The following is a 21553-nucleotide window of genomic DNA, read 5'->3' on the forward strand; positions in this document are numbered from 1 at the left end:
TCCGTTCGGCGCCCGCGGGCGACCCGTGCCGGTCCGGCGTCCGTTCGGCGCCCGCGGGCGACCCGTGCCGGTCCGGCGTCCGTTCGGCGCCCGCGGGCGACCCGTGCCGGTCCGGCGTCCGTTCGGCGCCCGCGGTCAGCGCTCGTACGGCGGCTTGCCCGTCCACCAGTTGCCCGGGGCCTCCGGGTCGCGGCTGGTCCAGTACTCGATGATCGCGCTGGTGAACTCGGCGGCCGACAGCGTGCCGTCCCCGTCGAGGTCGAGGTGGCGGAAGGCCTCGTCGGCGTCGTCCCGGCTGAGGCCGGCGAAGTGGCCGCGCTGGAAGACGAAGAACTCGCCGGCGTCCACCGTCCCGCTGCGGTCGGCGTCGGCCACGGTGAGGAAGGCCTCGGCGAGCGAGCCCAGGATCTCCCGGGCGGCCTCCGGGTCGTCGGCGAGCGAGCCGGTCGAGGCGACGAACTGCTGGCGCGTGATCGCCTCCGTCCCGGCGGGCTTCCCGGCGAGGTGCAGGTCGTGCCAGATGGTCAGGTAGGCGCGGACGATGACGGCCTCCGCCTCCGAGCCCTCCCGGTGGCCGAGCGAGCGGGCCACCGACTGGCCCATCAGCACGTGGTCCCGCTCGGTGAGCAGGCCGTCCCCGTCCGCGTCGAGGTGGTCGAAGCCGTGGTTGATCTTCGCGATGAGCAGGTCGTCCGACACAGGGCCCCTCCGGTGGGGATTTCCGCGGCTCCAGGGACGCGCACAGGGGATGTCGCGTCGCCAGCACGCTAATGCCTCGAGCCCGCTCGCGCAGTCGAACCGGGGGGTGAACCGCGAGGCCGGCGGCCCCGGCCCAGCCGCTCTGCCGGTCGGCCCGGACGTACGCCACCGGGAGCAGGTCCGACACCGGCAGGGCGCCCAGCCGGCCGTGCCGCTCGACGATGACCCGCGCCCCAGGGAAGTAGTCCAGCAGCACCTGGCAGCAGCGCCCGCACGGCGGCACCACCCGCGCCCCTCGTCGGCGAAGGCCACCACCGTGGTCAGGCCGTAGGCTCCCTGCCCGGCCGCCGCCCCGATGAGCACCAGCTCCGCGCACGGGCCGCCGGTGAAGTGGTGGACGTTCACGGCCGTGAAGATCCGGCCGTCGGCGTTGCGGCCGGCCGCCGCCACGGTGCGGTCGTCGCCCCGCGCGTACCGCTCGGCCACCGCCCGGGCCGCCGCGACGAGTTCCGCGTCGACCTCTCCGTCGGTCTTTCCGTCGACCTCCGCGTGATCGTCAGCCGCATGACCGATGCCGGACATGGCCGCCGGTCCTCCCGGGCCGAAGGGATGGAACCGGCCGAACCGGATCGAGACGGGGCCGACCTCACACGCCTCGATCACGGCCGTGCGGCCCGTCGTCGCGCCACTTCTCCCACTCCTCCGCGCGGAGCCGCCTCCCGCCCCGCCCCCGGCGCCCCACCGCCCGGTCCGGGCACCCGCCCGGACGCCCCGCCCGGACCTGCCCGTACCGCATGCTGAGACCCCCGCGCCGGTCCCCGCCGTGTTGGTACGATCCCGGTGGACCGCGACTGGCGCGTGGGGATGGAATCGACCATCGGGAAGCGGTCCCGTGAACCTCACGTCGAGTTGCCGAGCGCCTGGGCCCCCCGCATCGCCGTCAGGAGACCGCCATGGCCCAGCCCCCGCAGACCCCCCACACCGCCGCCGCCCCCGCGGCCGACACCGCCTTCCGCAGCGCCCTGGACGTCGTGGCCGGCGTCGAACCGCGGATCGCCGCCGCCATCGGCCGGGAACTGGAGGACCAGCGCGCCTCCCTCAAGCTGATCGCCAGTGAGAACTACGCCTCGCCGGCCGTCCTGCTCGCCATGGGCAACTGGCTCAGCGACAAGTACGCCGAGGGCACCGTCGGCCGCCGCTTCTACGCCGGCTGCCGCAACGTGGACACCGTCGAGGCCATCGCCGCCGAGCACGCCCGGGAACTGTTCGGCGCCCAGCACGCCTACGTCCAGCCGCACTCCGGCATCGACGCCAACCTCACCGCCTTCTGGGCCGTCCTCTCCCAGCGGGTCGAGAGCCCCGCCCTGGAGCGGGCGCGGGTCCGCAACGTCAACGACCTCACCGAGCAGGACTGGGCCCGGCTGCGCCAGGACCTCGGCAACCAGCGCATGCTGGGCATGTCCCTGGACACCGGCGGCCACCTCACCCACGGCTTCCGGCCCAACATCTCGGGCAAGATGTTCGAGCAGCGCAGCTACGGCACCGACCCGGCCACCGGCCTGATCGACTACGACGCGCTGCGGGAGACCGCCCGCGAGTTCCGCCCGCTGATCATCGTGGCCGGTTACTCGGCCTACCCGCGCCTGGTCGACTTCGCCCGGATGCGCGAGATCGCCGACGAGGTCGGCGCGACCCTGATGGTCGACATGGCGCACTTCGCCGGCCTGGTCGCCGGCAAGGTGCTCACCGGCGACCACGACCCGGTGCCGCACGCCCACATCGTCACCACGACCACCCACAAGTCCCTGCGCGGCCCGCGCGGCGGCATGGTGCTGAGCAACGCCGAGCTGGCCGAACACGTCGACCGCGGTTGCCCGCTGGTGCTCGGCGGCCCGCTGTCGCACGTGATGGCCGCCAAGGCCGTCGCCCTCGCCGAGGCCCGCCGCCCGGAGTTCCGGGCCTACGCCCGCGCGGTGGTGGACAACGCCCGGGCGCTCGCCGACGGCCTGCTGCGCCGCGGCGGCACGCTGGTCACCGGCGGCACCGACAACCACCTGGTGCTCGCCGACGTCTCCGGCTACGGCCTGACGGGACGTCAGGCGGAGGCCGCCCTGCTCGACTCGGGCATCGTCACCAACCGCAACTCCGTCCCGCTGGACCCGAACGGCGCCTGGTACACCTCGGGCGTGCGCCTGGGCACCCCGGCCCTGACCACCCGGGGCCTGGGCACCGCCGAGATGGACGAGATCGCCGCCCTGATCGACACCGTGCTGCGCGCCACCGCTCCCGCCGCCGGTGCCAACGGCAGCCCCTCCAAGGCGCACTACACCCTCGACGAGTCCCTGCGCGACGGCGTCGCCAAGCGCGCCGCGGACCTGCTCGCGCCCTTCCCGCTGTACCCGGGCGTCGAGCTGGTCTGACGCCGGCCGGGGGCTGCCGGGCCCGACCGCCCGACAGCCCCCACCGGGCTAGTACTGCAGCGACTTGTACTGGAGGAACTCCTCCAGGCCGTGCCGGCCCAGCTCGCGGCCGAGGCCGGAGCTCTTGTAACCGCCGAACGGCGCCAGCGGGTTGAACCGGCCGCCGTTCAGGTCGACCTGGCCGGTGTCGAGTCGGCGCGCGAAGGCGGCGGCGGTGTCGGTGTCCGCGGCCCAGACACCGCCCGCCAGGCCGTAGACGGTGCCGTTGGCGATCTCGGCGGCGTGGTCCTCGTCCCGGTACGGCAGGATCGACAGCACCGGGCCGAAGACCTCCTCCTGGGCCACCGCCATCTCCGGTGTCACGTCGGCGAGGACGGTCGGACGGACGTAGAAGCCGACCGGCAGCCCGGGCAGCGGATCGGGGCCGCCGACCACCAGCCGGGCGCCCTCGGCGAGCGCGCCGTCCAGGTAGCCCCGCACCCGTTCGAGCTGCTTCGCGTTGACCAGCGGCCCGATCCTGGTCTGCGGATCGGCGGGGTCGCCCGGGACGTACTTCTCGGCGGCCTTGGCGGCGATCGCGACGGCCTCCTCGTACTGGTCCCGGTGCACCAGCAGCCGGGTCCAGGCACTGCACGTCTGGCCGGAGTTGGCGAAGACGTTGGCGACGTTCACGTTGACCGCACGGGTCAGGTCGGCGCCCGGCAGCACCACGTTCGCGGACTTGCCGCCCAGCTCCAGCGCGACCCGCTTCAGCCCGCGCCCGGCCGTCTCGGCGACCTGCCGGCCGACCGCGGTGGACCCGGTGAACGACAGCACGTCCACCTCCGGGTGGGCCGCGAGCGCCGCGCCCGCCACCGCGCCGGTACCGGTCACCAGGTTGAAGACCCCGGCGGGGAAGCTGGCTTCGTCCACCAGCCGGGCGAACAGCCGGGCCACCAAAGGGGTGTCCTCGGCCGGCTTGAGGACCACCGGGCAACCGGCCGCCAACGCCGGGACGACCTTCGCCGTGATCTGGTGCAGCGGGTAGTTCCACGGCGTGATGGCGGCGACCACCCCGGCCGGCTCGGCGAGCACCACCGAGTTGCCGATCCGCTCCTCGAAGCGGTGCTCGGCCAGCAGGGTCAGGTAGGAGCTGGTCACGGCCAGCGGCAGTCCGGCGTGCACGGCCCCGGCGAAGCCGACCGGGGCGCCCAGTTCGGCGACCACGGTCGAGGTGATCTCCGCCTGGGCGGCGGCGATCCCGTCCCGCAGCCGGGTCAGCAGTGCCAGCCGCTCCTCGCGGGTGGTGGCGCCCCAGGCCCGCGCCGCCCGGCGGGCCGCCGACACCGCGGCGTCGACATCGGTCGCCCCGCCCGCCGCCACGGTGGCGAGCACCTGCTCGGTCGCCGGGTTGAGCACGGCGATCGACCCCGGGTCCCCGGAGGGCCGCCAGGCGCCGTCGATGTACTGGTCGCCGTACTCCGCGTACTCCTGCACGGATCGTCCTCTCAGCTGGTCAGCGGCTGCGACGAGCAGCGCGGGCCGAAGGAGCCGCGCTGGTCGACGTTCAGTCAAGGCGGCCGAACGGCCGTGCGCAAGAGCCGGTCCCGCCGCGCCCGCCGGACGCTCACCCGGGGGCGAACCGCGCGGTGTACTCGTCGAACGGTTCGATCCCGACCTCCGCCCGGCGCTCGTCCAGCCGCTCCGGGGCCTCGCACGGCCACGGCACCGGGCGGCCGTCGGCGACCGCGCCGATCTGCGTGCCGTAGCGCTGCTCGCGTCCCTCGTTGACGGCCAGCCGGTCCTCCAGGAAGGCCAGGTCCCGGGCGCTCGCCGCGCCGCTCGCCACGGCCTCGGTCATCAGGGCCACCGCCCGCCGCTGGACGTCCAGTTGACGGTCGGCGTGCTGGGCGATCAACCAGGCCGCCCGGGCGGCCTCGGCGCCGACGCTCCGCTCGGTCGGCCAGCCGTGCTCGGCCATGATCTCCGCCAGCCGGTCCCCGTGCCGGGCGGTGAGCCGGCGCCAGCGCGCCTGTTCGGCCAGATCGGGGCTGTTCGCCAGCCGGGCGTGGGCGCCGTCCGCCGCCATCATCGCCGTCAACTCCGCCGCCAGGGCGAGGTCCTGGGCGTCGGTCTCGTCCCGCTGCGCTTCGGTCACGTCCATCCGCTCCTCGCTTCCGGGCCCCGGTCGGGCCGCCCGCCACCACCGTAGGCGCGGAGATCGCGACGAAGATCGTCCCCGGGGCGGGTGACAGCGCGCAGTCGGCGGGACACCATGGACGTACACCGGTCGCCGCAGCCGCCACGCCGTGTTCCTCTCCGGCCGGCCGGCGACGGGGCCGGCGACACGTCCGTCCGGAAGCCGCGACGGGCCGGGGGAGCCGCATAGATTGCAGCGGACCGGGTGGTGGGGCCTACTGTCGACGGTGGGGCGGCTCGCACACGGCCGGTGATCCGGCGCGTTCCCGCGGGCCGGCACGGGCCGCCGCCACCGCGCCGAGACGTGGGTCGAGTTCCGCAGGCCACCCTTACCCGGAGGAGCATCCCGTGACCGACACAGCGTTGAGGGACGAGTCCCGGCAGCCCGCCGAACCGGCGGTGCTGGAGGGCGTTCCCGGGTGGTTCTGGGACCACGACCGGCACTCCTTCGACTGGTTCCTGGGGCGCCAGGAGAAGCAGGGCGTCACCGGCGACCTGCTGGAGATGGGCGCCTACCTGGGCCGCAGCGCCATCGTGATCGGCGAGCACCTCCAGCCGGGCGAGACGTTCACCGTCTGCGACCTCTTCGACTCGGACGGGCCCGACGAGGAGAACTCCGAGGAGATGGCCACCTCCTACCGGAGGACGCTCACCCGCTCGGCCTTCGAGTGCAACTACCTGGCCTTCCACGACGAACTGCCGGAGATCATCCAGGCACCGACCTCCGTCCTCGCCGGCGGGCGGATCCCGGCCGGCGCGTACCGCTTCGTCCACATCGACGCCTCGCACCTCTACGAGCACGTGGTGGGCGACCTCGACGTGGCCCGGACCGCGCTGCAACCGCAGGGCGTGGTGGTGCTGGACGACTACCGCTCCCAGCACACCCCCGGGGTGGCCGCCGCGACCTGGGAGGCGGTGTTCAACCGCGGCCTCAACCCGATCATGCTCACCGAGTGCAAGTTCTACGGCACCTGGGGTGATCCGGAGCCGTTCCAACGCGAGCTGCTCGATCGGGTGGACCTCGCGGCCGGCTGCCACCTGAGCGCCGAGACCCTCAACGGCCGGCAGCTGCTGCGGATGACCGGCAGCTCGGAGGGCATCCGGCCGTTCCGCGGCTCCCGCCACCAGGCGCGACTGGCCGCCGAGGCCGCCGCGCGCTCGGCGGAGGAGGCCCGCCGGAACGCTCGTGCCCGCCAGGACGAGGCGGCGCTCGACCTCGCGGCCCGCCGGGCCCGCGCCGCCGAAGCGCGCCGCCCGGTCAACGTCGCCAAGCGCGCCGCCCGCGACCTGCTCCCGCCGGTCGTCACGTCAGCCATCCGCCGCGCCCGCCGGCGCTGACCGCCGACGGCCGGCGGATCCCGCACCCGTGGGTCGAACGCCGCCGTCCGCCCTCCTGCACCCGGAACGCCGAAGAGCCGGTCGGAAACCCCGACCGGCCCTTCGATCCCGCTGCGCGCGCTCAGGCCCGCGAAGGCTCCGCGGCCCCGGCGCCCTCCGCCGCACCGGACGCTGCCGCGGCCTCCTCGGCCGCCAGCTCCCGGCGCACGTCGTCCAGCGAGGGGTTGTTCCAGGCGCTGGCGACACCCCAGTAGTAGAAGGCCAGCCCGATCACGGCGACGATCAGCAGGTCCCAGCCCTCGGGCAGGTAGCCCTGGCCGCCGAAGTCGGTGCTGCCGGCCCAGGAGATCCCGGCCATCACGAACAGGTAGGCGACCATCCAGGCGCCCGCCTTCAGGTGCGGCTTCAGCTCGACGAACGGCTTGCGCAGCTCGTACCAGGCCCAGATCGGCAGGCCGGCGGCCATCAGCAGGATGACCTTGCCGGTGAGCGGCCAGCGGGCCCAGTAGAGGACCAGCGAGCCGAAGACCATGGCGACCGGCGCGATCACCGGCATGGCCCGCAGCCGGACCGGCCGCTTCAGGTCCGGGGCGAGGCGGCGCAGCGCCATCACGGCGACCGGGCCGGTGATGTACGAGATCACGGTGGCCACCGAGACGATCTCGGCGAGCGAGCCCCAGCCGCGGAAGACCGCGAGGAACAGGAAGGCCACCACCAGGTTCAGCACCAGCGCCGGACGCGGGATGCCGGTCTTGGCGTCGACCTTGCCGAACACCTTCGGCAGGTGGCCGTTCTCCTGGACGCCGTGGATCATGCGCGAGGTGGTCGCGGCGTAGATCATGCCGGTGCCGGAGGGCGAGATGAAGGCGTCCGCGTACAGCAGGACGGCCAGCCAGTTCAGGCCCCAGGCGATGGCCAGGTCGGCCAGCGGCGAGGTGTAGGCGAGGCTGCTCCAGCCCTTGGACAGGTCGCCGCTCGGGATCGCCCCCAGGAAGGCGATCTGCAGCGCGACGTAGATCACCAGGGCGATCAGGATCGAGCCGATGACGGCCTTCGGCAGCGACTTGCCCGGGTCACGGGCCTCGCCGGCCAGGTTGAGCGGGGACTGGAAGCCGTTGAAGGCCCAGACGATGCCGGAGACCGCCACGGCGGTGAAGACCGCGCTCCAGCCGTTCGGCGCGAAGCCGCCGTGGTCGGTGAAGTGGGCGGAGTCGAAGTGCGCGAACAGCAGCGCGCCGGCGGTCAGCGTCGGCACGACGACCTTGAAGACGGTGATCGCCGTGTTGGTCTTGGCGAAGAGCGTGATGGCGAACCAGTTCAGCGCGAAGTAGACGATCAGCAGGACGCTGGCGAGCGCCACACCGCTGACGCTGAGTTCCTGGCCGTCGTACAGCCCCTTGGCCCAGCCGAAGTGCCAGGAGCTCATGTACTGCACCGAGGCGGTGGCCTCACCCGGGATGACCGAGACGATGGCGATCCAGTTGGCCCAGGCGGCCAGGTAGCCGGCCAGCGAGCCGTGCGAGTACTGGCCGTACCGGACCATGCCGCCGGCCTTGGGGAACATCGAGCCCAGCTCGCTGTAGGTGAGGGCGATGGTCAGCGCCACGGCGGCGCCGATCACCCAGGCCAGGATCGAGGCGGGGCCGGCCAGCTTGGCCGCCCGCTCGGCACCGAACAACCAGCCGGAACCGATGATCGACCCCAGCCCGACCGCGGTCAGGCTGATGGTGCCGAGCGATCGGCGGTAGTTCTGATGTGATGCCGTCGACGATCGGGGCTCACTCAACGTATCGGTCCTCTCGCTCGGGGTTCATCGGGTGGTGTCGGAGCTTTTACGGTTTTGAGTCGGTATTCCGGACAAACCCCAGAAGCCTATGGTCCTAAATGGGGCGAATACCTCAGGGGAAGCTCAAGCCGCCCGATCGTTGCCATCTCGTGTCCGGTTTCCGGACGGGACGGCCCGTGTGGCGAGACCTGCGCCACACCGCGACGGGCGGTGGATCGGCCTGCCGCCGGGGGCGAGCCGGGGCGAACCGGGGCCGGGCCGGGGCCGGCCCGGCGGCCACGGCCGGCCAGCACCCGGGCGGGGCCGGGAAAAGGAAATTCCCCGCGGGTTCCTTTCGGATCCCACGGGGAATTCGGCTGTGTCCGAGGGGGGACTTGAACCCCCACGCCCGATAAAGGGCACTAGCACCTCAAGCTAGCGCGTCTGCCATTCCGCCACCCGGACGGGGTGTGTGCTCCGGGGGAGTTTCTCTCGCCCCCTCGGCGACAGAGAGAACATTACCAGGGTTCTGGAGTGCTTCTCACCTGCGTTTCCTCGTCCCCGGCGGCGGCAGCGCCCCGCCTGCCGCCCCGGTCCGCGGCCGACGGGCCCGCCCGTCCCCTGGCCGACGGGGACGTCCCGCCCGGCCGGACCGGCCGGCGTGGCCGGGACAGCTCGCCGGACTGCTCGAACGGCGGCCGAAAGCGGCGGTGAGCGCCAAGCGAGCGGTCGGTTTCGACTCCGCATGCGATCGCCATCGGTCCGAATCGATCCGACACGGGCAAGTTGTCGCCGGTGCCACGCCTGCGCCGACCGCTCTCCTAGCCTCTGGGGACCGAGGGCGCCATGAGCGGATCGCCTGATTCCCGGGTCGCGGACTGAAGGGCGGCTGAACGTGGAGCAGAGCAGCGGAACGACGGAGGCCGAGCCGAGACGCGGCGGCCACAACGGCCCCGCCGAGGGGGTCTGGCGCTTCCGGGTGCCCGCCGAGGGGGCCTCCGTGCCGCGGACCCGCCACGCGGTACGGGACCGGCTGCTGGCCCAGGGCATGACCGGCGTCCGCTACCAGGAGCTGGTGGACGACCTGCTGCTGATCGTCTCAGAGCTGGTCAGCAACGCGGTGACGCACGCCGCCGAGCTCTCACCCGAGGTGACCACGGAGCTGTCGGTGCGGCGGGGCTGGGTGCGGGTGTCCGTCGAGGACGGCGACCCGTACCGGCCCAAGGCGCTGGAGTCCGACACCGGCCGCACCGGCGGCCGCGGCCTGCTGCTGGTGAAGAGCGTCACCCTGCAGGCCGGCGGGGTGTGCGACGTCGAACGCACGGGGGAGGGCGGCAAGGTCATCTGGGCGTCGCTGCCCGTCCCCCCGGAGCCGGCGCCCTGACGGCCACCCGCGAGGGGGTACGGCCGCCGGCCCGGCGCCCGGCGGGAGCGCCCGCCGGAGCGGGACCTCCGGCGCCCGGCGCGGCGCGGCGCGCCCGGCCGGAGCAGACGCCTCCCGCGCCGGCCCTACCAGTCCCGCCCGGCGATCTCCCGGATCCCCGGCAGCGCCGCGTCGAAGACCGTCTCGAACCACACCGAGAACGGCCGCTCGGCCCGCAGCTCCCGCAGTTCCTGCGCGGTCACGAAGGCGTGGTCGTCCACCTCGTCCGGGTTGGCCTCGACCGGCGCGGTGACCAGGCCCACGAAGAGGTGGTTCCACTCCCGCTCGATCAGGCCGGAGGCCTCGTCCGGCAGGTCGTAGCGGACCGTCCCCGCCTCGCAGAGCAGCGCCGGTGCGACGCCCAGTTCCTCGGCGGTGCGCCGGGCGGCGGCGACGAACGGCGGCTCGTCCGGGTACGGGTGCCCGCAGCAGGTGTTCGACCAGACGCCGGGGGAGTGGTACTTGCCGAGGGCGCGGCGCTGCAGCAGCATCCGGCCCTGGCGGTCGAAGAGGAACACCGAGAAGGCCCGGTGCAGCCGGCCCGGCTGCTGGTGGGCCCAGAGCTTCTCGGCGGTACCGATCGTGACGCCCTCGTCGTCGACCAGCTCCAGCAGGATCTCGGTGCCCGCAGGGGTGCCCGCAGGGGTGGTGGACAGGCCCCGCGGGTCGACCGCCACGTCTGTCTCCACGTTGAGACCGGTGTCGATCTCGGCGTCGAAGTGGGTCGGTTCGGTCGGCAGACTCTGGGGCATGAGGCCTCTTTCGGGAGCGTGAGCAACGGGAGCATCGGGTGCGTCGTGTGCACCGGGCGGAGTGCAGAGGACACAGCGGGGGTACCGGCGCCGGCGTCGGGCTCCAGTCTGCCGTATGGGTGGCGGTCGGAAAGGGTCCCACGCACAACCGGGCGGATCATGACCCGGAGGAGTTCCGATCCGGGCGTGGAAGGTCCCGGGACCTCCCCGGAAGGGTCATTCCGTTCGCAGAACCGTTCGGAACGCGTTCGGGGGGCGTTCGATCACGGCACTGGCACCCCACCGTCACCTGACCGCCACCGGGCTCGTTCGGGCGGATCGTTCCGGGTCGCCTACCATCACTAGCGACACGCTGCCCGGATCTGTGCCGGTCCGGCGCGCCGCCGCCGGGCCCGGTCCGACACCGCTCCGGCGCACCGCAGCGCCGCCGGCCCGTCGGCACATCCCGCGCGCACAGCTCGACGCACGACGGATCAGGAGACCCCGCATGATCGGCCTCGTTCTGGCAGCCGGCGCCGGCCGCCGGCTGCGCCCGTACACCGACACCCTGCCCAAGGCGCTGGTGCCGGTCGACGGGGAGCGGACCGTCCTGGACCTCACCCTGGGCAACTTCGCCGAGGTCGGACTGCGCGAGGCGGCGATCGTCGTCGGCTACCGCAAGGAGGCGGTGTACGACCGCAAGGACGCGCTGGAGCGCGCGTACGGCGTCAAGCTGCACCTGGTCGAGAACGACAAGGCCGAGGAGTGGAACAACGCCTACTCGCTCTGGTGCGCCCGCGAGCTGTTCTCCGAGGGCCTGCTGCTGGCCAACGGCGACACCGTCCACCCGGCCTCCGTCCAGCGCACCGTGCTGGAGGGGAACCGGCGACTCGTCGAGGAGGGCCGGGCCCCCGGCGTGCTCCTCGCCCTCGACACGGTGAAGAAGCTCGCCGACGAGGAGATGAAGGTCGTCGTCGACCCGGTCGCCGGCATGCGCCGGATCACCAAGCTGATGGACCCGGCCGAGGCGACCGGCGAGTACATCGGCGTCACCGTGATCAACCCCGCCGCCGCCGCCGACCTGACCGACGCGCTGCGCGCCACCTACGAGCGCGACCCGCAGCTGTACTACGAGGACGGCTACCAGGAGATGGTCGACCGGGGCCTGCGGATCGACGTCCAGCCGATCGGCGAGGTGTCCTGGGTCGAGGTCGACAACCACGACGACCTGGCGAAGGCGCGGGAGATCGCGTGCCAGTACTGACCCGACTGGTCCCCTCGCCGCTGTTCGCGGAGATCCGCCCGGGCGCGCTGGACGCGCTCGGCGGCATCCTCGCGGACCAGCGGCTGTCGGCCTCGGGCCGGATCGCGGTGGCGATCAGCAACGGCTCGGGGGCCGCCATGCGGGAGCGCCTGGAGCCCGCGCTGCCCGGCGCCGACTGGTACAACGTGGACGACGGCAGCCTCGACAGCGCGGTGCGCTTCGCCGAGGAGATGCGCGGCAAGCACTACGACGCGGTCGTCGGCCTCGGCGGCGGCAAGATCATCGACGCGGCCAAGTACGCCGCCGCCCGGGTCGGCCTGCCCGTGGTCGCCGTCGCCACCAACCTCGCCCACGACGGCATCTGCTCGCCGGTCTCCACCCTCGACAACGACGCCGGCCGGGGCTCCTACGGGGTGCCCAGCCCGATCGGCATCATCGTCGACCTGGACGTGATCCGGCAGGCGCCCCCGCGCTTCGTGGCGGCCGGCGTCGGGGACGTCGTCTCGAACATCTCCGCCTGCGCGGACTGGGAGTTGTCGCACGCCGTCACCGGCGAACCGGTGGACGGGCTGGCCGTGGCGATGGCCCGCTCGGCGGGCGAGAACCTGCTGCGGCACCCGGGGAACACGCAGGATCAGGACCTCCTGACGGCCCTCGCGGAAGCCCTGGTACTGTCCGGCATCGCGATGAACATCGCAGGCAGCACCCGGCCCTCCTCGGGTGCCTGTCACGAGATCTCGCACGCCCTGGACGTGCTGTACCCCAAGCGTTCCGCCCAGCACGGCGAACAGGTGGGCCTCGGCGCAGCGTTCGCCAGCTTCCTGCGGGGCGAGCGCGAGCTGACCGGTCTGATCGTGGAACGCCTGGCGAGCCACGGGCTGCCGGTGACCGCAGCTCAGATCGGCTTCACCGAAGCGGAGTTCACGGAGGCGGTGCACTACGCTCCGAACACCCGCCCCGGGCGCTTCACCATCCTGGAACACCTCGACCTCTCCCCCTCCGCAATCAGGGACGCGTACGCCGACTATGTCCAAGCCGTCAACAGCTGACCCCTCCACCGCAGGCGCGCGGCCCCCGGTGGACCTGACCCGCCGGCCCTCGATCGAGGAACTGCGCGCGGTGATCCACCCCGAGGGCATGCTCCAGCGCCGCAGCGCCGAGCACTGGGCCGGACGCCTGTACATGCGGAAGATCTCGCTGCGGATCACCCGCGTGCTGTCCACCATGACGGCGATCACGCCCAACGGCCTGACGTACCTGATGATGTTCACCGGCATCCTGGCCGGTGCCGCGCTGGTCGTCCCCGGCATCGCCGGGGCGGTCCTGGGCGCCCTGCTGATCCAGGTCTACCTGCTGCTGGACTGCGTGGACGGCGAGGTCGCCCGCTGGCGCCGGCAGACCTCGCTCACCGGCGTCTACCTGGACCGGGTCGGCCACTACATGTCCGAGGCGGCGCTGCTGACCGGCCTCGGCCTGCGCGCCACCGACCTGCTGCACCGCGAGGGCCACGGCTCCCACTGGGAGTGGGCGTTCCTGGGCACGCTGGCCGCCCTCGGCGCCATCCTGATCAAGTCCGAGACGGACCTGGTGGACGTGGCCCGGGCCCGCAGCGGCATGACGGCCGTCGAGGACAGCGCCTCGGTGCCGCGCTCGTCCTCGGTCGCCAAGGCCCGCCGCGCGGCGTCCTTCCTGAAGTTCCACCGCCTGGTCGGCGCGGTCGAGGCCTCGCTGTTCATCCTGGCGGCCGGGACCGCCGATGCCGTCCACGGCGGGCTGTTCCTCACCCGGCTCGCGGTCGTGGTGCTGGCGGCGATCGCCATGCTGCAGACCGTGCTCCACCTGTTGAGCATCGTCCTTTCGAGCAGGTTGCGATGACCACTTCCACCACCCCCGCGACGTCCGGCCCGGCCACCGCGGCGGAGCGCTTCCGCCTCGGCGCCGTCATCATCACGATGGGCAACCGCCCCGCCGAGCTGGCCGCCCTGATCGAGTCCGTCCGCGCCCAGGAGGGCCCGGCCGTCGAGATCGCCGTGGTCGGCCAGGGCGCCGAGCTGCCCCCGCTGCCGGAGGGCGTGCGCAGCGTCGTGCTGCCGGAGAACCTCGGCATCCCGGGCGGGCGCAACGTCGGCATCGAGCTGTTCGGGCCCAACGGCCGGGACGTGGACGCCGTGCTCTTCCTGGACGACGACGGGCTGCTGCCGCGCACCGACTCGGCCCGGCTGCTGCGCGAGGCCTTCACGGCCGATCCGGAGCTGGGCATCGTCTCGTTCCGGATCGAGGACCCGGACACCGGGGTCACCCAGCGCCGGCATGTCCCCCGGCTGCGCGCCAGCGACCCGATGCGCTCCTCCCGGGTGACCACCTTCCTGGGCGGCGCGAGCGCGGTGCGCTGCACGGTGTTCGAGCAGGCCGGGCAGCTGCCCGCCGAGTTCTTCTACGCCCACGAGGAGACCGACCTCGCGTGGCGCGCGCTGGACGCGGGCTGGGCCATCGACTACCGGGCGGACGTGGTGCTGCACCACCCGGCCACCTCGCCGGCCCGGCACGCCGCCTACTTCCACAACGTGGCCCGTAACAGGGTCTGGCTCGCGAGGCGGAACCTTCCGGCCCCGTTGGTGCCTCTCTATCTGGGAACCTGGTTCCTGCTGACCCTGGCCCGACGTCCCTCCGCCGAGGGACTGAAGGCCTGGCTCGGCGGTTTCCGGGCGGGCTTCCGCGAGCCCTGCGGTCAGCGGAGGCCCATGCGATGGCGTACCGTCTGGCGACTGACCAAGATGGGACGACCTCCGATCATCTGATTTGATCAGGTGCTCGATCGCCACGGCTGGTGACCACTTACCGGCCGGACTCCCCCCGTGATCCCTGTGGATCCCCATCGGCGCAAGGCCGGCGGACCCCCCGCCGACCGGCCGCCCCGACCGATCCCGCGTGAAGGACGAATGTGTCGACAGTGAGTGAACCCGTCAGCCTCTCAGCCCCGACGGGGGCGGACGCGGGCCTGACCCCCAAGCAGCTTGCGGACAAGTACGGGCTGTCGGTGAGCGGTGCCCGACCGGGTCTGTTCGCGTACACCAAGCAGCTCTGGGCCCGGCGCCACTTCATCTGGGCGTTCGCCACCGCCCGCCTGGTGGCCCAGTACACGGACGCCAAGCTGGGCCAGCTGTGGCAGGTCGTGACCCCGCTGCTCAACTGCGGCGTGTTCTACCTGGTCTTCGGCGTCATCCTGGCCAGCAAGGAGGGCTTCCCCGGGAACACCTACATCGCCTGGCTCTGCATCGGCGTCTTCGTCTTCCAGTTCACCCAGAACGCGGTGCAGTCCGGCACCCGGGCGATCTCCGACAACCTGGGCCTGATCCGGGCGCTGCACTTCCCGCGCGCCAGCCTGCCGATCGCCTTCACCGTGATCCAGCTTCAGCAGCTGCTGATCTCGATGGTGGTGCTGGTCGTCACCGTGCTGGCGGCGGGCATCAAGCCGGGCAAGACCTGGGTGCTGGTCATCCCGGCGCTGCTCCTGCAGACGCTGTTCAACACCGGCGTCTCGCTGATCTTCGCCCGGATCGGCGCCAAGACCAGCGACATCTCCCAGCTGATCCCGTTCGTGATGCGGGCCTGGATGTTCCTGTCCGGCGTGATGTTCAGCATCCAGGACCGGGTCTCCGGGTGGCCGCACTACATCCAGGTGATCTGCAACATCAACCCGGCCTCGGTCTACATGAACCTGCTCCGGCACGCCCTCGCGCCGGTCATCTACAACAAGCACCAGTCCGTGCACCAGTCGCTGCCGCCGCACCAGTGGGCGTACGGCCTTGCCTGGGGTGTCGGCATCTTCGTCGTCGGATACGTCTTCTTCTGGAAGGCCGAGGAGGAGTACGGCCGTGGCTGACACCGATCTGAGCAAGCGCGACACCATCGCGGACACCAAGGTCGCCCGCGAGCCCACCGTCGTCGTCGACGACGTGCACATCGTCTACCGGGTGCACGGCGCCGGCTCCGGCAAGGGCAGCGCCACCTCGGCGCTGAGCCGCATCCTCAGCCGCAAGCGCGCCGCCGGCGTGCGCGAGGTGCACGCGGTGAAGGGCATCAGCTTCACCGCGTACAAGGGCGAGGCGATCGGCCTGATCGGCTCCAACGGCTCCGGCAAGTCGACCATGCTGGCCGCCATCGCGGGCCTGCTGCCGACCGAGAAGGGCGGCATCTACACCAACGGCCAGCCCTCGCTGCTGGGTGTCAACGCGGCCCTGATGAACGAGCTCACCGGCGAGCGCAACGTCGTCCTGGGCTGCCTGGCGATGGGCATGACCCCGGCCCAGGTGAAGGCGCGCTACCAGGAGATCGTCGACTTCTCCGGCATCAACGACAAGGGCGACTTCATCTCCCTGCCGATGCGCACCTACTCCTCCGGCATGGGTGCCCGCCTGCGGTTCTCGATCGCCGCCGCCAAGACCCACGACGTGCTGCTGATCGACGAGGCCCTGGCCACCGGTGACCAGGCCTTCCAGCAGCGCAGCAAGCGCCGCATCGACGAGCTGCGCGGCTCGGCCGGTACGGTCTTCCTGGTCAGCCACGACAACAACTCGATCCGCGAGGTCTGCGAGCGGACCATCTGGATCGAGGCCGGCGAGCTGGTCATGGACGGTCCGACCGACGAGGTCGTCGGCCGCTACGAGCGCGGCGAGCGCCCGTAGCGCCGCACCGGAATCCGCTGGCGGTGGAGGGCCGGCCCCGGAATACTCCGGAGCCGGCCCTTCGGCGTGCGTGCCTGCGGTCCCCCGGGTGGCCCGCCGCCGCGGGGGTGAGCGCCACCGCCGCCGGGCGGGGCGCTCTTCTCGGGCGCGGCCCGTGGTGTCAGGCTGTAAGGCGCGGGGGTGGTGTGCCGTACGTGACGCCCGCGCTCGGACGCGTGTCCGAGTCGGACCGGTGGTACCCAGCGGTGTAGAACGGGGGAGTGACTGCAGTGTCGGCTTCGGCCCAGCCCAGAGATACGCCGGTGGACCCTTCCGTGGGACAGACCCTGGAGAAGGCGGGCGCGGAGAACTTCCCGGTCGCCCCGTTCTTCGTGCCCGCGGCCTGGCGCGAGGACCTGATGAGGGTCTACGGCTTCGCCCGGCTGGTCGACGACACCGGCGACGGCGACCTGGCCGACCCGGCCGGCACCGCCGCCCTGCTCGGGGTCGACCAGCCGCCCCCCGCCACCCCTTCGGACCAGCCGGGCCCGCCGACGCCGCAGGAGGTCGCCTTCCGGCTCGCCCTGCTCGACGGGCTGGAGCGCGACCTCGACCGGGTCTTCGAGACCGCCCTGCACGGCGGCGGCGCGGACCGGCCCCGCCATCCGCTGCTGCGGGCGCTGGTCCCGATGGTCGAGCGGCGGTGCCTCACGCCCGAGCCGTTCCGCCGTCTGATCGAGGCCAACCGGGTGGACCAGACCACGGCCCGCTACGCCACCTACGACGACCTGATCGGCTACTGCACGCTCTCCGCCGACCCGGTCGGCCGCCTGGTGCTGGCCATCGCGGGCACCTCCACCCCCGAGCGGATCGCGCTGTCGGACGCGGTCTGCAGCGGCCTCCAAGTGGTCGAGCACGTGCAGGACGTGGCCGAGGACCTGTCCCGCGGCCGGATCTACCTGCCCACCGAGGACCTGGACCGCTTCGGCGTCACCGAGGCCGACCTCGCCGCCCCGAGCGCGAACGGAGCGGTGCGGGAACTGATCGCCTTCGAGGTCGAACGGGCCCGTACCCTGCTCGACCGCGGCGCACCTCTGGTAGGTACGGTTCGGGGGAGGCTTCGACTGCTCCTGGCGGGATTCACCGCCGGCGGTTACGCGGCCCTGGCAGCCGTCGAGGACGCCGGGTACGACGTGCTCGCCCGGCGGGCGAAGCCGGACAAGCGCCGCCTCGCAGCGAAGGCGGCGGCCATCTTCGCGAAGGGAAGGTGAACGCCCGAGTGGCGGCATCACCACTGGCGTCGGCCCAGGTCATGGCGGCGTACCGGTACTGCGAGGCAGTCACCGGCATGCAGGCGCGCAACTTCAGCTACGGCATCCGACTGCTGCCCGAGCCCAAGCGGCTGGCCATGTCGGCCCTGTACGCCCTGGCCCGCCGGGTGGACGACATCGGCGACGGCGACCTCCCGGACGACCGCAAGGCCGAGGCGCTGCTGCGCACCCGGGAACTGGTGGACGAGGTCCGCTCCGGGGTGGTCGCCGAGGACGACACCGACCCGATCAAGGTCGCGCTGGCCGACGCGGCCCGGCGCTTCCCGATCCCGCTCGGCGGCTTCGACGAGCTGATCGACGGCGTGGAGATGGACCTCAAGGGCGCCGAGTACCAGACGTACGAGGAGCTGAAGGTCTACTGCCGCTGCGTGGCCGGGGCGATCGGCCGGCTCTCGCTGGGCGTGTACGGCTGCGAGGACCCGGAGCTCGGGGCCCGGTACGCGGACACCCTGGGCCTGGCCCTGCAGCTCACCAACATCCTGCGCGACCTGCGCGAGGACGCCCTGAACGGCCGCACCTACCTGCCCACCGAGGACCTCGTCCGGTTCGGCTGCGAGCAGGGCTTCGCGCTGTCCAAGCCGCCGGTCGGCGCCGACTTCACCGGGCTGGTGGCCTTCGAGGCGGCCCGCGCCCAGGCCGCGTTCGAGGAGGGCCTGCGGCTGCTGCCGATGCTCGACCGACGCAGCCGGGCCTGCACCGCCGCGATGGCCGGGATCTACCACCGGCTGCTCGGCCGGATCGCCGCCGACCCGGAGTCGGTGCTGCGCGGCCGGGTGTCGCTGCCGGGCTGGGAGAAGGCGTACGTGGCGCTTTCCGGGCTCGCCGGGGGGCGTTCTTGATTCTTGCCACAGTTCTGTCACGCTGTGTCAGCGGGGAATCACATCCGGGTAGAGCCGTGTTGACCACGTTGACCACGACCGCGCCGACGACGACGGCGCCGACCGACGGCATGCCGGGTACGGCGATCGCCGCGCGGTCCAGCGACTTCGAGGGGGAGGGCCGATGACCGGGCGAGCCGATGCCGCGCGCCCGGCCGCCGTGGTGGTCGGCGGCGGCCTGGCCGGCATCACCGCCGCGCTGCGACTGGCCGAGGCCGGTCACGACGTCACCCTGGCCGAGGGGCGCCCCCGGCTCGGCGGCCTGGCCTTCTCCTTCCAGCGCGGCGAGCTGACCGTCGACAACGGCCAGCACGTCTTCCTGCGCTGCTGCACCGCCTACCGCGGCCTGCTGGAGCGCCTCGGCGCGACCCGGATGACCCACCTCCAGGACCGCCTGGACGTCCCGGTGCTCTCGGTCACCGGCCCGGACACGGCCCCGGTGCGCACCCTCGGCCGGCTGCGCCGGGCCGGCCTGCCCGTCCCGCTCCACCTGGCCGCCAGCCTCGCCCGCTACCCGCACCTGTCGCCGGCCGACCGCGCCCGGGTGGTCCGCGGCGCGCTCGCCCTCAAGGGCCTGGACCTCGACGATCCGGCGCTGGACCGGCTGTCCTTCGGCGAGTGGCTGTGCCGCAACGGGCAGAACGAGGCCACCACGGCCGCGCTGTGGGACCTGGTCGGCGTCGCCACCCTGAACGCCCGGGCCGACCAGGTGTCGCTGGCACTCGCCGCCAAGGTGTTCAAGACCGGTCTGCTCTCCGACCCGGGCGCCGCCGACATCGGCATCGCCGCGGTCCCGCTCGGCGTGATCCACCACGACCGGGCGCTCGCCGAACTCGAGCGCGCCGGCGTGAACGTGCGGCTGCGCGCCCGGGTCGCGGAACTCAAGCCCGCCACGCCCCAACACGCCGTCCGGCTGGAGGGCGGTGAGCTGCTCACCGCGGACACCGTCGTGCTGGCCGGCGCCCAGGACACCGCAGCCGACCTGCTGCCGCCCGGCGCCGTGTCCCAGCGGCCGGCCGACTTCGGCACCGCCCCGATCCTCAACGTCCACGTGGTCTACGACCGCAGGGTGCTGCGCCGGCCCTTCTTCGCCGCGCTCGGCTCCCCGGTCCAGTGGGTGTTCGACCGCACCACCCACTCCGGCCTGGCCGGCACCTCCCTGGGCCGGGCCCACCCCGGCGCCCAGTACCTCGCGCTCTCGCAGTCCGCCGTCCAGGACGAGATCGACCTGCCGGTCGCCGAACTGCGCCGCCGCTACCTGCCCGAGCTGGCCCGGCTGCTGCCGGCCGCCGCAGGCGCCGAGGTGCTGGACTTCTTCGTCACCAGGGAGCGCACCGCCACCTTCGACGGCGCCCCCGGCACCGCCGCACTGCGCCCCGCGGCCGCGACGGCCGTCCCGGGCCTGCTGCTGGCCGGCTCGTGGACGGCCACCGGCTGGCCCGCGACGATGGAGGGCGCCGTGCGCAGCGGCCACGCGGCCGCCGACGCCGCGCTCGCCGCGGCGGGCGCCCGGGTGCCGGTGGACCGCGGCGACGGGAGGTGGCCCAGGTGACGGCGGGCCCCTCGGCCGGAGAGCCCGCCAGAGCCGACGGGCGTACTGTCGGCCGCATCGGACCGATCGGCTCGATCGGCCGGGCCGACCGTACCGGGACCGTTCGCCTCAGCAGCACCACCGGCACCACCGCCGCCATCACCATCGACACCAGCCGCACCGACAGCACCCGGCCGCCCCGTGCGGTCCGGCACCACGAGGGAGAGGGAACGCACGTGGAGTCACGCACCGGCTTCGCCGTCGGAGGCACGGCGCACGCCGAACCGGTCTCGGTGCCGGAGCTGCTCGCCCGCAGCCGTACGCTCTGCACCCCGCCGCTGCGGGCCGCCGTCGCCCGTTTGGCCGCACCGATGGACACCGTCGCGGCGTACCACTTCGGCTGGATCGACCGGGACGGCACCCCGGTGCAGGGGGACGGCGGCAAGGCCGTGCGGCCCGCGCTGGCGCTGCTCTCCGCCCGGGCGACCGGCGCGCCGGCCGAGGCGGGCGTGCCCGGTGGGGTCGCCGTTGAACTGGTGCACAACTTCTCCCTCCTCCATGATGATCTGATGGACGGTGACGAGACCCGGAGGCACCGGGCCACCGCCTGGACGGTCTTCGGACCGGCCCAGGCCATCCTGGTCGGCGACGCCCTGGCCACGCTCGGCACCGAGGTCCTGCTGGACGCCGCGGTCACCGGCGGCGCCGGCGCCACCGACGCCGCCCGCGCCGTCCGACTGCTCACCACGGCGACCCGCCGGTTGATCGACGGCCAGGCCATGGACGTCGCCTTCGAACAGCGCGACAGCGTCACCGTCGCCGAGTGCCTGGAGATGGAGGGCGGCAAGACGGCGGCGCTGCTGGCCGCCGCCTCGGCGATCGGCGCGGTGCTGGCCGGGGCCGACGACAACGTCTCCGACGCGCTCCAGCGCTACGGCCACCACCTGGGCCTGGCCTTCCAGGCGGTGGACGACCTGCTCGGCATCTGGGGCGCCACCGAGGTCACCGGAAAGCCGCACTGGGGCGACCTGCGCCAGCGCAAGAAGTCCCTGCCGGTCGCGGCCGCGCTGGCCGAGGGCGGCCGGGCCTCGCGCCGGCTGGCCGAGGAACTGGCGGACCCGAAGGGCCGCGGCGAGGAGAGCGAGCCCGAGCTCGCCGCCCGGGCCGCGCTGATCGAGGAGGCCGGCGGCCGGGCCTGGACCCGGGAGGAGGCCCGCCGCCAGCACACGACTGCCCTCGCCGCCCTGGACGAGGTGCCCATGTCCGACGAGGTGCGCGAGCACTTCGTCGCACTCGCCGAATTCGTGGTGGTACGAGAGAGGTGACGTTAC

18 protein-coding genes, 1 tRNA gene, 1 pseudogene and 1 riboswitch are annotated in these 21553 nt (G+C 73.2%); of the genes and pseudogenes, 13 read left to right on the forward strand and 7 right to left on the reverse strand.

The genetic code is table 11. The annotated features are described in order from the left end of the window. Positions 1-135: 135 nt before the first annotated feature. Both ACGF07_RS21995 and ACGF07_RS22000 read right to left on the reverse strand, forming a co-directional pair. Positions 136-699 carry an EF-hand domain-containing protein gene (locus ACGF07_RS21995; protein WP_392901331.1) on the reverse strand — a complete coding sequence of 188 codons (564 nt, stop codon included), beginning with the start codon at positions 697-699 and terminating at the stop codon, positions 136-138. A gap of 142 nt (positions 700-841) precedes the next feature. Continuing rightward, positions 842-1281, reverse strand: a pseudogene (locus ACGF07_RS22000) (cytidine deaminase); the annotation flags it as partial. Positions 1282-1536: 255 nt separating this feature from the next. Further along, a riboswitch (ZMP/ZTP riboswitch) is annotated at positions 1537-1632 on the forward strand. A 20-nt stretch (positions 1633-1652) separates the two neighbouring features. Here ACGF07_RS22000 and ACGF07_RS22005 point away from each other — a divergent pair. Beyond that, complete coding sequence (locus ACGF07_RS22005; protein WP_392901333.1) at positions 1653-3119, forward strand: glycine hydroxymethyltransferase; 1467 nt, start codon at positions 1653-1655, stop codon at positions 3117-3119. Between the two features lie 48 nt (positions 3120-3167). Here the strand turns inward: ACGF07_RS22005 and ACGF07_RS22010 are convergent, their stop codons facing one another. Together ACGF07_RS22010 and ACGF07_RS22015 are read right to left on the reverse strand one after the other, a co-directional pair. Next, a complete protein-coding gene (locus ACGF07_RS22010) occupies positions 3168-4595 on the reverse strand; it encodes an aldehyde dehydrogenase family protein (protein ID WP_392901335.1) in 1428 nt (475 codons plus the stop codon). A gap of 130 nt (positions 4596-4725) precedes the next feature. After that, entirely contained in the window at positions 4726-5262 is a 537-nt protein-coding gene (locus ACGF07_RS22015) for a DUF6624 domain-containing protein (protein WP_392901337.1), read from the reverse strand. A gap of 383 nt (positions 5263-5645) precedes the next feature. On the opposite strand from ACGF07_RS22015, the gene ACGF07_RS22020 reads away from it, so the two are divergent. Beyond that, positions 5646-6635: a class I SAM-dependent methyltransferase gene (locus tag ACGF07_RS22020; RefSeq protein ID WP_392901339.1), complete on the forward strand. Its 990-nt coding sequence runs from the start codon at positions 5646-5648 to the stop codon at positions 6633-6635. Between the two features lie 121 nt (positions 6636-6756). Here the strand turns inward: ACGF07_RS22020 and ACGF07_RS22025 are convergent, their stop codons facing one another. Then, positions 6757-8421: an APC family permease gene (locus ACGF07_RS22025; RefSeq protein ID WP_350744181.1), complete on the reverse strand. Its 1665-nt coding sequence runs from the start codon at positions 8419-8421 to the stop codon at positions 6757-6759. A gap of 359 nt (positions 8422-8780) precedes the next feature. Further along, positions 8781-8865: transfer RNA gene (locus ACGF07_RS22030), tRNA-Leu, on the reverse strand. A gap of 430 nt (positions 8866-9295) precedes the next feature. Between ACGF07_RS22030 and ACGF07_RS22035 the strand changes: the two genes are divergently transcribed. Then, on the forward strand, positions 9296-9784 hold the full coding sequence (locus ACGF07_RS22035) for an ATP-binding protein (protein ID WP_350744182.1): 489 nt from the start codon (positions 9296-9298) through the stop codon (positions 9782-9784). Positions 9785-9909: 125 nt separating this feature from the next. Here the strand turns inward: ACGF07_RS22035 and idi are convergent, their stop codons facing one another. Then, entirely contained in the window at positions 9910-10575 is a 666-nt protein-coding gene (idi, locus tag ACGF07_RS22040; RefSeq protein WP_350744183.1) for an isopentenyl-diphosphate Delta-isomerase, read from the reverse strand. Positions 10576-11062: 487 nt separating this feature from the next. Here idi and ACGF07_RS22045 point away from each other — a divergent pair, with 487 nt between their 5' ends. From ACGF07_RS22045 to ACGF07_RS22090, 10 genes are all read left to right on the forward strand, one after another. Next, positions 11063-11818 (forward strand): phosphocholine cytidylyltransferase family protein, encoded by a 756-nt coding sequence (locus tag ACGF07_RS22045; protein ID WP_350744184.1) that lies wholly within the window; start codon positions 11063-11065, stop codon positions 11816-11818. Further along, entirely contained in the window at positions 11806-12867 is a 1062-nt protein-coding gene (locus ACGF07_RS22050; RefSeq protein WP_350744185.1) for an iron-containing alcohol dehydrogenase family protein, read from the forward strand. Before ACGF07_RS22045 ends, ACGF07_RS22050 begins: the two co-directional genes overlap by 13 nt. 88 nt (positions 12868-12955) lie before the next feature. Beyond that, entirely contained in the window at positions 12956-13693 is a 738-nt protein-coding gene (locus ACGF07_RS22055; protein WP_392901415.1) for a CDP-alcohol phosphatidyltransferase family protein, read from the forward strand. Continuing rightward, positions 13690-14616 (forward strand): glycosyltransferase family 2 protein, encoded by a 927-nt coding sequence (locus ACGF07_RS22060; RefSeq protein WP_392901342.1) that lies wholly within the window; start codon positions 13690-13692, stop codon positions 14614-14616. Before ACGF07_RS22055 ends, ACGF07_RS22060 begins: the two co-directional genes overlap by 4 nt. 143 nt (positions 14617-14759) lie before the next feature. Beyond that, entirely contained in the window at positions 14760-15701 is a 942-nt protein-coding gene (locus tag ACGF07_RS22065) for an ABC transporter permease (RefSeq protein WP_392901344.1), read from the forward strand. Beyond that, complete coding sequence (locus tag ACGF07_RS22070; protein ID WP_392901346.1) at positions 15694-16503, forward strand: ABC transporter ATP-binding protein; 810 nt, start codon at positions 15694-15696, stop codon at positions 16501-16503. Before ACGF07_RS22065 ends, ACGF07_RS22070 begins: the two co-directional genes overlap by 8 nt. Positions 16504-16817: 314 nt before the next feature. Continuing rightward, entirely contained in the window at positions 16818-17753 is a 936-nt protein-coding gene (gene hpnC / locus ACGF07_RS22075; protein ID WP_392901348.1) for a squalene synthase HpnC, read from the forward strand. 41 nt (positions 17754-17794) lie between these two features. Next, positions 17795-18652: a presqualene diphosphate synthase HpnD gene (gene hpnD, locus ACGF07_RS22080; protein WP_392901417.1), complete on the forward strand. Its 858-nt coding sequence runs from the start codon at positions 17795-17797 to the stop codon at positions 18650-18652. Positions 18653-18815: 163 nt separating this feature from the next. After that, the gene (gene hpnE, locus ACGF07_RS22085) at positions 18816-20243 is read left to right on the forward strand and encodes a hydroxysqualene dehydroxylase HpnE (RefSeq protein ID WP_392901350.1); all 1428 of its coding nucleotides are present in this window, start codon (positions 18816-18818) and stop codon (positions 20241-20243) included. Positions 20244-20458: 215 nt separating this feature from the next. Then, complete coding sequence (locus ACGF07_RS22090; RefSeq protein WP_392901352.1) at positions 20459-21547, forward strand: polyprenyl synthetase family protein; 1089 nt, start codon at positions 20459-20461, stop codon at positions 21545-21547. Positions 21548-21553 lie beyond the last annotated feature (6 nt).

Origin of the sequence: Kitasatospora sp. NPDC048194, from assembly GCF_043202455.1 — a bacterium.
Classification (GTDB): Bacteria; Actinomycetota; Actinomycetes; order Streptomycetales; family Streptomycetaceae; genus Kitasatospora.